13 protein-coding genes are annotated in these 11,850 nt (G+C 65.1%); 2 read left to right on the top strand and 11 right to left on the bottom strand.

Translation table 11 applies throughout. The features are described 5' to 3' along the window. Window positions 1–58: 58 nt before the first annotated feature. From ACOJCM_RS14545 to ACOJCM_RS14555, 3 genes are all read right to left on the bottom strand, one after another. Window positions 59–1,039, bottom strand: a complete 981-nt coding sequence (locus ACOJCM_RS14545) for a TAXI family TRAP transporter solute-binding subunit (protein WP_445212778.1) — start codon at window positions 1,037–1,039, stop codon at window positions 59–61. Window positions 1,040–1,275: 236 nt separating this feature from the next. Then, window positions 1,276–2,664: a KamA family radical SAM protein gene (locus tag ACOJCM_RS14550; RefSeq protein WP_445212779.1), complete on the bottom strand. Its 1,389-nt coding sequence runs from the start codon at window positions 2,662–2,664 to the stop codon at window positions 1,276–1,278. Window positions 2,665–2,881: 217 nt separating this feature from the next. Next, on the bottom strand, window positions 2,882–3,112 hold the full coding sequence (locus ACOJCM_RS14555; protein ID WP_445212780.1) for a DUF2798 domain-containing protein: 231 nt from the start codon (window positions 3,110–3,112) through the stop codon (window positions 2,882–2,884). Window positions 3,113–3,223: 111 nt separating this feature from the next. Here ACOJCM_RS14555 and ACOJCM_RS14560 point away from each other — a divergent pair, with 111 nt between their 5' ends. Further along, window positions 3,224–3,739, top strand: a complete 516-nt coding sequence (locus tag ACOJCM_RS14560; RefSeq protein ID WP_445212781.1) for a macro domain-containing protein — start codon at window positions 3,224–3,226, stop codon at window positions 3,737–3,739. Here ACOJCM_RS14560 and ACOJCM_RS14565 read toward each other — a convergent pair. The 3 genes from ACOJCM_RS14565 to ACOJCM_RS14575 are packed head-to-tail and all read right to left on the bottom strand — an operon-like array spanning window position 3,736 to window position 6,580. Further along, window positions 3,736–5,040, bottom strand: coding sequence for a TRAP transporter large permease (locus tag ACOJCM_RS14565; RefSeq protein WP_445212782.1), 1,305 nt, complete (start codon window positions 5,038–5,040; stop codon window positions 3,736–3,738). The genes ACOJCM_RS14560 and ACOJCM_RS14565 overlap by 4 nt on opposite strands. Continuing rightward, complete coding sequence (locus tag ACOJCM_RS14570) at window positions 5,030–5,509, bottom strand: TRAP transporter small permease (protein WP_445212783.1); 480 nt, start codon at window positions 5,507–5,509, stop codon at window positions 5,030–5,032. The genes ACOJCM_RS14565 and ACOJCM_RS14570 overlap by 11 nt, the downstream gene beginning before the upstream one ends. Window positions 5,510–5,569: 60 nt before the next feature. Further along, a complete protein-coding gene (locus ACOJCM_RS14575; RefSeq protein WP_445212784.1) occupies window positions 5,570–6,580 on the bottom strand; it encodes a DctP family TRAP transporter solute-binding subunit in 1,011 nt (336 codons plus the stop codon). A gap of 195 nt (window positions 6,581–6,775) precedes the next feature. Between ACOJCM_RS14575 and ACOJCM_RS14580 the strand changes: the two genes are divergently transcribed. Then, on the top strand, window positions 6,776–7,633 hold the full coding sequence (locus ACOJCM_RS14580; protein ID WP_445212785.1) for a DMT family transporter: 858 nt from the start codon (window positions 6,776–6,778) through the stop codon (window positions 7,631–7,633). Here ACOJCM_RS14580 and ACOJCM_RS14585 read toward each other — a convergent pair. The 5 genes from ACOJCM_RS14585 to ACOJCM_RS14605 form a co-directional block, all read right to left on the bottom strand. Beyond that, window positions 7,619–8,158 (bottom strand): DUF192 domain-containing protein, encoded by a 540-nt coding sequence (locus ACOJCM_RS14585; protein WP_445212786.1) that lies wholly within the window; start codon window positions 8,156–8,158, stop codon window positions 7,619–7,621. The genes ACOJCM_RS14580 and ACOJCM_RS14585 overlap by 15 nt on opposite strands. After that, window positions 8,155–9,291 carry an ABC transporter ATP-binding protein gene (locus ACOJCM_RS14590; protein WP_445212787.1) on the bottom strand — a complete coding sequence of 379 codons (1,137 nt, stop codon included), beginning with the start codon at window positions 9,289–9,291 and terminating at the stop codon, window positions 8,155–8,157. Before ACOJCM_RS14590 ends, ACOJCM_RS14585 begins: the two co-directional genes overlap by 4 nt. 16 nt (window positions 9,292–9,307) lie before the next feature. Next, window positions 9,308–9,976 carry a molybdate ABC transporter permease subunit gene (modB, locus tag ACOJCM_RS14595; protein WP_445212799.1) on the bottom strand — a complete coding sequence of 223 codons (669 nt, stop codon included), beginning with the start codon at window positions 9,974–9,976 and terminating at the stop codon, window positions 9,308–9,310. Next, entirely contained in the window at window positions 9,976–10,800 is an 825-nt protein-coding gene (gene modA / locus ACOJCM_RS14600; protein ID WP_445212788.1) for a molybdate ABC transporter substrate-binding protein, read from the bottom strand. Before modA ends, modB begins: the two co-directional genes overlap by 1 nt. 111 nt (window positions 10,801–10,911) lie before the next feature. Beyond that, on the bottom strand, window positions 10,912–11,646 hold the full coding sequence (locus tag ACOJCM_RS14605) for a GntR family transcriptional regulator (protein WP_445212789.1): 735 nt from the start codon (window positions 11,644–11,646) through the stop codon (window positions 10,912–10,914). Window positions 11,647–11,850: the final 204 nt, after the last annotated feature.

Below are 11,850 nucleotides of genomic sequence, written 5' to 3' on the forward strand. Positions count from 1 at the left end.
GCGCGGACCCCCAGGGTCCGCGCAATCTCACCAGAGGGTGTCTGCCCTCTCTATTCGATCACTCGATCCAGCCACGCTCGCGGTAGTAGCGCTCGGCACCTTCATGCAGCGGAGCCGTCAGGCCGTCTGATATCATGTCTTCCTCGTTGAGATTCTCGAACGCCGGATGCAGACGCTTGAAGCGGTCGAAGTTCTCGAATACCGCCTTGACGGTCTCGTAGACGATCTCCTCGTCGAGGTCGGCATGCGTGACGAAGGTCGCGGCCACGCCGAAGGTCTCGACATCCTCGTCGTTACCACGATAGAGGCCGCCCGGAATCACGGACCGGGTGTAGTAGGGATATTCCTCGACCAGCTCGTCGATTTCATCACCGGTCACCGGAATCAGGTTGGCCTCGACGGTGGTAGTGGCCTCCTGGATGGAGCCGTTGGGATGACCGACCACGTAGACCATGGCATCGACATTGTTGTCGGCCAGGGCGGCAGCCTGCTCGGCGGCATCCAGCTCGGAGGCCAGGGAGAAGGTATCGGTATCCCAGCCCATGGCCTCCATGACGACATTCATGGTGTTGCGCTGGCCGGAGCCCGGATTGCCGATATTGACGCGCTTGCCCTCGAGATCGGTGAAGTGCTCGATGCCGGAATCGGCACGTGCCACCACGGTCAGCGGCTCGCCGTGCATGGTGAAGACGGCACGCATCTCTTCCCAGGCACCGTCGGACTCGAAATTGTCCTCGCCATGGAAAGCGCGGTACTGGACGTCGGACTGCACCACGCCCATATCGAGCTCGCCGCTCTTCATGCCGTTGACGTTGGCCACGGAGCCGCCCGTGGACGGCGCGTTACAGCGAATGTTGTGCTCTTCGCTGCCGCGATTCACCATGCGACAGACGGACTGTCCCACGACATAATAGACACCGGTCTGGCCGCCGGTACCGATAGTGATGTAACGCTCCTGAGCCACGGCCGGTGCAGAGAACATGGCTGCCCCCAGCAGGGCTCCCGAGAAGGCGGCTGCGGAAAAAGCATGGCGTTTCATTAACACACCTCTTTGGACGTTATTTGTCTAGCTGTCATTGCTGAAAGCAAGATCCCTGAGTAGCCAAGACGCATAGAGCCCCTTGGCTGACGGTTGCTACCGCACACACCTACTTTAGCGAAAAAAACACCGTCATGACGGTCTTTTTCAACTTGAGCTAATTCTAGTCGCGATTTTCGTTTAGTGAACGTTAATTCCTTAATGGCATGGCCCATAAGAGGGGTGATCCCTGTCTTTTACGACGCCATCAGGATGAGCTCCCGTTTGCGCGTCTTCATGGCGGCAAAGTCGGCCTCGTAGAAGAATTCGCTCTCGCCCAGCGCCGGCTCGAGGTGATTGAGCCAGGTCGCCTGCGCGTCGTATTTGGCAAAGAAAGGGCGCTGCACCCAATCGCTGTCGCGTCCCTGGATGAAGCGCAACACGAAGACTTTCTCGCCGTGGATCTCGGTGATGCCCTGGACCTCCACCTTGCCCGGATCGGCGGACATGGAGGGCCCGCGGGCGGTACGCGCCAGGCCGGGCACCTGCTTCGCCGCTTCGCGGTAGATCTCCCAGGCTCTGACCAGCGGTACCTCGAAATAGTGGCGGGCGCCGGTATCTCGCTCGACGAACATGTAGTAGGGGATCATTCCGAGGCGCACCTGCGTGGTCCACATGCGCGCCCACTGTCCCGCGTCGTCGTTGATGTGTCGGAGCAGCGGCGCCTGGGTACGAATCTCGGCACCGGTGGCACGGATTCGGCGAACCGCCTCGCGGCAGATCGGCGTCTCCATCTCCTTCCAGTGATTGAAGTGCGCCATGAAGGCCACGTGCTTGCCGGCGGCGGTCAATTCACGGAATAACGCCAGGATATCCTCGGCGTCCGGGTCGGTGACGAAGCGATAGGGCCAGAAAGTCAGGCTCTTGGAACCGATGCGGATGTCCTGGACGTGGTCGAGCTCGGGCTTCATCAGCCCTTCCAGATAGAGGCGTAGGTGCTTGGCCTTCATTACCATGGGATCGCCGCCGGTCATCAGCAGGTCGGTGACCTCGGGATGCTCGGCCAGGTAGCGGTGCAGGGAATCGGCTTCGCTGGAGGCGAACTTCAGCTCCTTGTCGCCAACGAACTGCGCCCAGCGAAAGCAGAAGGTGCAGTAGCTGTGGCACACCTGCCCCTGGCTGGGGAAGAACAGCACCGTCTCGCGGTACTTGTGCTGCATGCCGGGCAGCGGCTCGCCATCCAGCATGGGCAGGTTGAGGTCCATCTGCCCCGCCGGGTGCGGGTTGAGCTCGCCGCGAATGCGCTCGATCACGGGCTTCATTTCGGCACTATCGGCCTCTCGGCGCAACAGGTCGGCCACTTCGTCGAAATGCTCGGGCCTGAGCATCCCGCGCTGGGGAAAAGTGAGTTGGAAGACGGGATCGGCCGGCACATCGTCCCAATCGATCAGTTCCTCGATGACGTACTCGTTGACGCGAAAGGGTAGCACCTGGCTGACCACCCGCATGTCGAAACGCAGTTCATCCGGCAGATTCTGCAACGCCTCGATCTTGTCCAACTGGCGATGGGTATAGACCTTGAATTGGCGGGCCTCGATGGCCTCGGCTCCGGCACTGCCGAGATCGATGTTCACACGCTGGTTCATTGTCTCCTCCTGTTGTTGTGGGCCATGGGCGGGAAAACCTGCGCTGCGGCACAAAGCGGCCGTCACACCGACACGAGTCGGTGAGCCGTGGCTTATCGGGGGAGCACATTGGTACCGTCTGAGCGGACGAGTTGCAAGTTTATGCTATTATTTGCAACGAATGTCACGCCAATGGAGACGAAATGCAACAGAACGTTTCCATCGAACCGAAGCTCGTTCACGCCTTCTCGACCCAGCGCCCTACCAGGCGCTGCAAGCGTGGCGCACCGAGAAGTATCAGGACAAAGGCGATCGGCCAGGCAATATAGAAGGCACGCCACCAGCGCCCGAGAAACCCTGCCCCGAGCCCCGTATTCACCCAGGTAATGACAAAGGTCATGAGCGTGACCATGTAGATCGACATCAGTACCCCAAAGGCCAGGGGAGCATAGCGCGCAGGCAGTCGCATGACTGTCTCCTCACGTTGGATAGAAGAAACTGGCCGGCTCGCTCGATCCTTGCTTGAACGAGGTCGCGCTCGCCGACCAGACTGATACGACACGCCTCAGGAGACAGCGAGATGCCAGCCGAAGTGGAGTGCCGTCAAGGCGATATCGCCAACCAGCCCGACATCGAAGCCGTCGTCAATGCGGCCAACGCCGCACTGCGGCCAGGCGGCGGCGTAGCCGGCGCCCTGCATCGGGCGGCCGGACCGGAGCTCGACCGGGCGTGCCGCCCACTGGCGCCCGTCGAGCCCGGCCAGGCCGTGATCACGGAGGCCTTCGGCCTGCCCAACCGCCACGTCATCCACTGCCTGGGGCCGGTGTACGGCCGCGATATACCGGAAGAAGCGCTGCTGGCCGATTGCTATCGCAACGCGCTCGAGCTGGCCGAACGCCACGGGATTGCCAGCATCGCCTTTCCCGCCCTCTCCGCGGGTGCCTTCGGCTATCCCCTTGAGGAGGCGGCCCGCGTCGCCCTTGGCACGGTCAGCGAGACGCTGCCTCGATGTCCTGGTATCGAACGGGTGCGCTTCGTGCTGTTCGATGCCCAGAGCGCCGAGGTATTCCAGCGCACCCTGGACGCCCTCGACTAGACGCTGTAGCCAAGCGTGCGTGGCAACCACAGGGCAAGTTCCGGAAAAATCGCCACCATGGCCAGTGCGCTGGCCATGGCCAGCACGAACAACAGCGCCCAGCCCACGGTCTGCTCCAGCCGAATCTTGGCGATTTCGGTGGTCACCATCAGGTTGACGGCCACCGGGGGTGTGAACTGGCCGATGGCGATGTTCATCGCCAGCAGGATCCCGAACCATACCGGATTCCAGCCGAAGTGCTGCATCACCGGTATCAGGATCGGCATCATGATCAGGTAGATCGAGATGGCATCGAGCAGCATGCCTGCCAGCAGCACGGCAATCATGATCAGGATCAGCAGCATTACGCCGTTGTCGGAAAGGCCGATGATCCACTCCGCCAGATGACGAAAGGTCCCCAGCATGGTGCCGGCCCAGGCGAAGATGCCGGCCAGGGCGATGATCAGCATCACCACACCGGAGATTACCGCCGCTTCGCCAAGCAGGCTCCACAGGTCGCGCAGGCGCAGCTCGCGGGTCACGAACAGCCCTATCAGCGCACCATAGGCGACCGCCACCACTGCCGCTTCGGTAGGCGTGAACAGCCCGGAGCGCAGCCCACCGAGAATCAGCACCGGAGCAAACAGCGCCGGCAGCGCCTGCTTGAAACTCTCGGCGACTCGCGGCCTCTCGGTTACGGCCATGGCACCACCGCCTTCCCAGCCGTAGCGCCTCGACACCAGCAGTGCCGGCACCAGCAGCGCCAGGCCGGCCAGCACGCCGGGGAACAGCCCAGCGGCAAACAGCGCCCGCAGGTCGACGCCCGGCACCACGATGGAATAGAGAATCAGCGCCACCGAGGGCGGAATCAGGATTGCCGTGGAGGCGGAGGCGGCGATCAACGTGGCCGAGAAGGGCCTGGGATAGCCCGCCTTGGTCATGCTCGGCAGCATCACCATGGCCACCGCCGCGGCATCCGCCGGCCCGGAGCCGCTCATGCCGCCCATGATCATGCACACCAACACGGCTACCAGCGCCAACCCACCGTGACGCGGGCCGATCAGGGCCTGGGCGAAGCGCACCAGGCGCAGCGCCACCCCCGCGCGCTCGAAGATCAGCCCGGTCATGATGAACAGCGGGATGGCGATCAGCGGATACTTGGCGATGCTGTTGTAGGTATTGGTACCCAGTGTGGCCAGCATCTCGGGCGATAGGCCCGATACGATGCCCACCGCGCCGGCCATGGCCAGCGAGAAGGCCACCGGCACGCCGGCGATCAACAGCCCAGCGAAGGCCAGTATCATCCACAGGTCAGGGCTCATCGTCGAGCCTCCCGCTCAGGCGGTCTCGGGTCTGTTGAACCAGGCGCACCAGCATCGTCGCCGACAGCAGCGGCAGCCAGGCGAGATACCACCACTGGGGCAGGCCCAGGCCCGGCGACAGCGATTCCCACTGGTACTCTTCCCAGGTCAGCTTGGCACCGTACCAGAGGATCAGGCCCAGCACGGCGGCGCCGCACAGCCCCTGGAAGAGCACCAAGGCACGGCGCGGCCCCGCCGGAAGGGCACGTTCGAGCAGGCCGATACGAATATGGCCGTTGCGTCGCAGCGCCACCGAGGCGCCGGCAAAGGTCAGCACCACCAGCAGGAACACCGAGAACTCCTCGGTGAAGGCCAGCGAGCCGCCCGTGACGTAGCGCGTGACGACATTGCCCAGGCTGATCAACGAAATGACGGCCAGCGCCAGCGAGCCCAGCCATCGCTCGGGTTTGGCATCGGGTGAGAACTTCATGGCAGCCTCGCAATGAAAGCCCCGGCTTCGCGTGAAGCCGGGGTCTGCCTGAGGTGTGGCTCAGCGTGCCTCGATGGCCTGACGCGCGGTGTCGACCAAATCCTCACCGATACGCGGGATCCACTTCTCGTGCACGCTCTGGGTGGCGTTTACGAAGGCACGATGCTGCTCTTCGGTGAGCTCGGTCACTTCCACGCCGCGCTCCTGGATGGCGGCCAGACGCTCGCTCTCCTGCTCGCGGGTCATGGCGATCTCCCATTCGCCGGCCTCGATGGCGGTCTCGCGCAGCACCTCGCGCTCCTCTTCGGAAAGCGATCCCCAGACCTGCTCGTTGACGGCGAAGATCAGCGGGTCGTTCATGTAGTTCCACAGCGTCAGGTACTCTTGCCCCGCCTGGTCGATACGCGCCACGTCGAACACCGAAAGCGGGTTTTCCTGGCCGTCCACGGCGCCCGTGGTCAATGCCGGCTGGGCGTCGGTCCAGCTCATCTGGGTGGGGTCGGCCCCCAGCGCGGTGAAGGTATCCTGGAACAGCGGCGAGCCCACCACGCGAATCTTGAGCCCATCGAGATCGCCGGGGGCATCGATCGGCCCGCGGGAATTGGAGAGCTGGCGGAAGCCGTTCTCGCCCCAGGCCAGCGGGACCACGCCGCGTGACTCGATGGCCTCGAAGACCATCTCGCCGGCCGTGCCGCCGGTGACGGCATCCACGGCCGCCTCATCGGGCATGAAGAAGGGCAGCGAGAAGAGGTTGAGTTCGGGCACTTGGGGCGACCAGTTGATGGTCGAGCCCACCGCCATGTCGATCAGGCCGGAACGCATCGCGGAAAATTCGCGGGTCTGGTCGCCGGCCACCAGCTGTGAGTTGGGATATACGCGCAGGGTGAGTTCGCCCCCGGTGCGTTCCTCCACCAGCTCGGCCCACTTCTCCGCTGCCTGCCCCCAGGGGAAGGCGTCGGAGAGTACGGTGGAAACGGAAAGCTCGCGTGCCTGCGCGGAAAGCGAGGCGCTCAGCACGGCAGCACCGGCCAGGGCCGCGGCAATACGGGTGATACGGCTTGCAGAGTTCATGACGTGTCCTTGCAGCTGAGGCCGGTCTCTCAGGACCGGCCATGATTATCGTTCTGGCGGGCATATGACGCGCATCGCCACGCCTCGACATTCTACGATGTCGCGCGTTGAATAATAGTCCGGTAACGATATCTCACGACGCCCGCGTAGCGTACTGCTACCCTCGCTTGGCCGTCATTCCTCAAGGAGCCTATCGTGCCACTGCGCGACCTGCTGCTGGGCCTGCTGATCGTGGCGATCTGGGCCCTGAACATCATCGTGATCAAGCTCGGGGTCGAAGAGCTGCCACCGCTGTTGCTGACCACCCTGCGCTTCGTGCTGGTGGCGTCGTTGCTCGTCCCCTTCCATCCCGTGGCGCGCCATCAGTTGCCTTTTCTGCTGCTCATCTCGGCAACCTTCGGCACCCTGCACTTCGCCCTGCTGTTCATCGGCCTGGGGCAGGCAGAGGCCGGCACCGGTGCGCTGCTGGTGCAGATGGGCACTCCCTTCGCCACCCTGCTGGCGGTGATTTTTCTGGGCGAGCGCCTCAGTGCCAAGCGGCTGGCCGGGCTGGCACTCTCGTTCGGTGGTGTAGTGGTACTCGCCGGCGGTCCCAGCCTGCCCTCACCGTTGCCCATGGCCCTGCTGCTTCTCAGCGCCTTTGGCTGGGCGGTGTCGCAGCTGCTGATCAAGAAAGGCCCCAACATCGCCCCCATGGCATTGGCCGGGTGGACGGCGCTGTTCGCCGTGCCGCAGGTGGCGCTCGGCTCCTGGTGGTTCGAGCGCGATCACCTGGGCGCCTTGACCGGCGCCGGCTGGTTCGGCTGGGGGGCGGTATTCTATACCGCGGTCATGTCCTCGATTGCCGCTTACGGCCTGTGGTACGGCCTGCTGCGCCGCCACCCGGTCAGCCGGCTGGCGCCGTTGAGCTTGCTGGTTCCTGCGGGCGCGGTGATCCTGGGCATCCTGCTGCTGGGCGAGTCCCTCAATGCCCACATCGTCTTCGGCGGGGCCATGGTGATCGCCGGGGTGGCGCTCATCGTGATTCGCTTTCGCGCCTTATTCGGCCGCTGAGCGGCAGCCCTCCTGATGGCCAGGCCAGCTGACGCAAGCGCCCTCTCCGATGTCACGTGCCGCAAAATAACCGGCGTTGACCTCCAGCGCCGCGTGGTAGGCCGCACCGGCCACGGTGACAGGACAGTCGTACGGACTGCGCGAGGTACAGGGCTGCATCGTATGCAGGGCCGCGATACGGCCGTCGACGTCGATGAAGGCGATATCCAGCGGGATGCGGGTGCGGTACATCCAGAAGCCGCCCGCTGCCGGCTGCTCCTCCTCATAGAGAAACAGCATGCCGGCATCGGGGTCGAGACTGTCACGATCCATCAACCCTTTCTGCCGTTTGGCTGTCGTGCGCGCCACTTCCACTTCCAGCCGATGCTGCTCGCCATCGGCCTCGATCACCAACGGCACGCGCTCGTGTGCGGTTGTCTCCGCGGCCTCGGCCGGCCACTGCCAGGCCAGCAGCAGCGTCGCCAGCCCGACCAGTGAGATAGCCTGCCACCCGCCGTCACGTCGCGTTTCGTGCCTGTCGCTCATGTCACCGTCTCCTTGGGTTCGTCGGGTAGCAGGTGGATGCCGGCCGCCAGCAGCGAGACCTGCACCCGCACGCCGCGTGCCAGGGCGCTGCGCCTCGCCGCATGGGTGGAAATGTCGAAGCGCAGCACATCGCCGACCTCGTCGACGACCACCGCCAGCGACGTGGTCCCCCCCATGACGATCATTTCGCTCACGCGGCCGGCAACCGGGTTCTCGCCACTGCCACGCGAGCTACGCTCGCCTCGATGCAGCACCACGTCGGAGTCGGGCAGATACCACGTGACCCGCTGTCCCGGTGCGAGCCGCTCGAGCCCTTGCGCCACCTCGAGCCGCAGCGCCCCCCACTGCAGCCGGCGCTCGCCCCGATGCTCCACCACCTGGCCGCGGAACAGATTGTGTCGATCCAGCAGGCGTGCCACCTCGGCGCTGGCCGGACGTCGAAACAGCGTCTCGGCGTCGCCGACCTGCAGGCTTCTGCCACCATGAAGCACACAGAGCCGGTCAGCCAGGGCGACCGCCTCGTCGAGATCGTGGGTCACCAGCACGATGGGAATACGGATCTGCTCGCGCAGCCGGGCCAGCTCGCGCTGCAGCCGGCGACGAGTGACCTGGTCAACCGCCGAGAAAGGCTCATCGAGCAGCAACGCGCGGGGCTCTCTCGCCAGAGCCCGGGCCAGCGCCACGCGCTGGCGCTGGCCTCCCGAGAGCTGCGACGGATAGCGTCCGCCCAACCCGTCCAGATGCATGCGAACGAGCCAGCGCTCGGCCTGTTCGGCGCGCTGCTCGGCCGCGAGGTGCCCCAGCGCCACGCGCACGTTGTCTCGCGCATTCAGGTGGGGAAACAGCGCATAGTCCTGAAACACCATGCCGACGCGACGCTGCTGCGGGCGCATGTCGCGGCCTGCGCCGACATCGAGCCAGACATCGTCGCCACAGGCGATGCGCCCCGCCTGCGGCGGCATCAAACCGGCAATGGTCCGCAGCAGCGTGGTCTTGCCGCTGCCGGAAGGGCCGACCAGCGCCAGCAGCTCACCGGCCTCGCAGCGAAAGCGGACATCCAGCGGGATGGGGCCGGCTTGGTGCACGGCCACCTCCAGCCATCCCGAGGCGGGTACCAGCTCGGCGACGGGCATGGAATCACCATGATATTCAGACACGAAGCCACCGCCTGCGGCCCGCCAGGCCGTAAACCACGCCAATGGTAACGAAGGAGACCAGTAGCAGCACGGCCGACATGATACCGGCGCCGCGCTCATCGAAAGCCTGCACCCGATCGTAGATGGCGATGGCCAGGGTGCGCGTCTCGCCATCGATGGCACCGCCCACCATCAGGATCACGCCGAACTCGCCGAGGGTATGGGCAAAGGTCAAGGCCAGGGCCGAGATCACGCCCGGCCACACCAGCGGCAGCTCGATGCGCAGAAAGGTCTGCCAGGGCGAGAGCCCGCTGCACCAGGCTGCCTCCCGCAGGTTGGCAGGCACCGCTTCGAAGGCACGCTGGATGGGCTGCACGGCGAACGGCAGGTTGGCCACCAGCGAGGCAAGCAGAATGCCGGTGAAGGTGAAATTGAGCCCTTCGCCAGTGAAACGATGCCAGAAGGCACCCAGTGGCGCGTCACGGCCAAAGCTTATCATCAGGTAGAAGCCCAGCACCGTGGGCGGCATGACCAGCGGCAGCGCTACAAGGGCCTCGCACAGCGGCTTGCCGCGAAAGCGGGCCCGGGCCAGGCTGCGACCCAGCCACAGCCCGAAGGGCAACAACAACAGGCAGGTCGCCAGCGCCAGCTGCAGCGAGACCGACAGCGCCGTCCCATCCATCAAGGCGCCCCGCTCTTGTCGCCGCTCGCCCCGTCCGGTTCGGCAGGAAGGCGAAAGCCATAGCGCGCCAGGATGTCACGCGCCTCCTCGCCCTGCAGCCAGGCGTAGAAGGCCCGAGCGCCGTCGCCGGCCCCCTTGACCAGCGCCATGCGCTGCACCAACGGTTCATGCCACGCTTCGGGGATCAGCACGTGGTCGCTGCGCTCGGCCAATTGCGGGGCCAGGGCCAGCGACCAGGCCACCAGCCCCCCACGTGCGTCCCCTGCGAGGGAAAACTGAACCGCCTGGGAGACGTTTTCGCCAAGGATACGCAGCGCTGCCGTCTCTTCCCACAGGCCGGCCCGTTCCAGCACCTGTCGCGCCGCCACGCCATAAGGGGCGTGCTCGGGGTTGGCCAGGGCGATACGTGTCCTGCCCTTGCCTCCAGCCTGAAGCGCTAGCGCTTCCCGCACACCGGCAAGCGGGTCATCTTCGTCGGGGAGGCCGTCCTGCCCGGCTCGCTGCAGCCAGGCCAACCGGCCCCTGGCGTAGACCACGCCTTCATCCTCGGTGTGCCCCTCTTCGTGCAGCGCCAGTACATACGCCTCGTCGGCCGAGAGGAAGAGTTCGAAGGGCGCGCCCTGGGCGATCTGGCGACGGAAGTTCCCCGACGAACCGAAATTCAGCCGCAGCGACTGTCCGGTTTCGGCCTCGAAGCGCGCTGCCGCCTCACTGAGCGCGAACTGCAGGTCGGATGCCGCCGCGACCGTCGGCACACCGGCCACGGCCGGCGAGACAGCGGACAGCAGGCAGGCGGCCAGCGCCCAGCGCAGGAGGAAGTTCATCACAGGACGGTCCCATCGAACTGAAGGATGACGTGACGGCATTGTCGTGCAGCGAGCCGGGGCGGTAAAGCCGCCATGCGAGGTACTCCCTGGCGAGAGCCTCGCCCGGACTCAGGAGGCGATGCCTTCGCGCTGGCCGAGAATCGCCATCAGGTCAATGCGCGTCTCGCGGGTGGTGAGGTCGAGCAGCCCCTCCAGCGCCTGGAGATGGTCGTGGATGCAGTGTCGCGCGGCTTCACTGTCGCCGCTGCGCAGGTGGGTGAGCAGCGCCGGGTGGTCCTCGGCCAGGTAGCAGCTCGCCAGGCCGGCGCGCTTGTACAGGGCAATGACAATGGAAGTGCGCAAGATCAAGTCGGTGAGCATGGCGCCAAGCACTCGGTTGGGCGAATGCTCGGCAAGCAGGTGATGAATGGCCAGTGAGTGTTCGATTCGTGACGGTTCGTCGCCGCGCGTATGGGCGGCGGCTTCCTCCTCCACCCGCTTCGCGATGTTTTCGAGCAGGTCGTCGCCGATCCGGCCGGCCAGCAACGCGGCCACCTCGCCTTCCACCAGCCGGCGGGCGGCGAAGGTTTCGCGGGTCTCCTCGATGCTCGGTGCGCGCACCCGGGCCACCTGGTTGGGCTGCTGGCTGACCACGTGATCGGCGGCCAGGCGGGTCAGGGCCTTGCGCACCACCGAGCGGCTGACGCCGAAGATCTCGCCCAGCGCCACCTCCGGCAGGCGCGTGCCGGGCGGCAGGCGCTGGGTCAGCACGGCAGCGCGCACCTTGTCGACGATGAAGCGGTCGCTGATTCGCCCACCGCCGCGCGTCTCGGCGGCAATCTCGTCCTGCCAGGTCGTGCTCATGAGTCGCCTTCACCTTTCTCGTTCATGAGCTTACCTTCGCATGTTTCGTCCTACCTGACCACACGAAAGCTGACCTTCTGTATACAAAAATCAGACTTGTGCGTGTTTCTCGGAAACGTCGTGTATTTTCAGGGTATTGGTACCGCCATGGGCGTTCATGTGGTCGCCCCGGGTCAGGATGACATGATCGCCCGGTTCGGCAAT

It is taken from the genome of Billgrantia hypersalina (genome assembly GCF_052584175.1).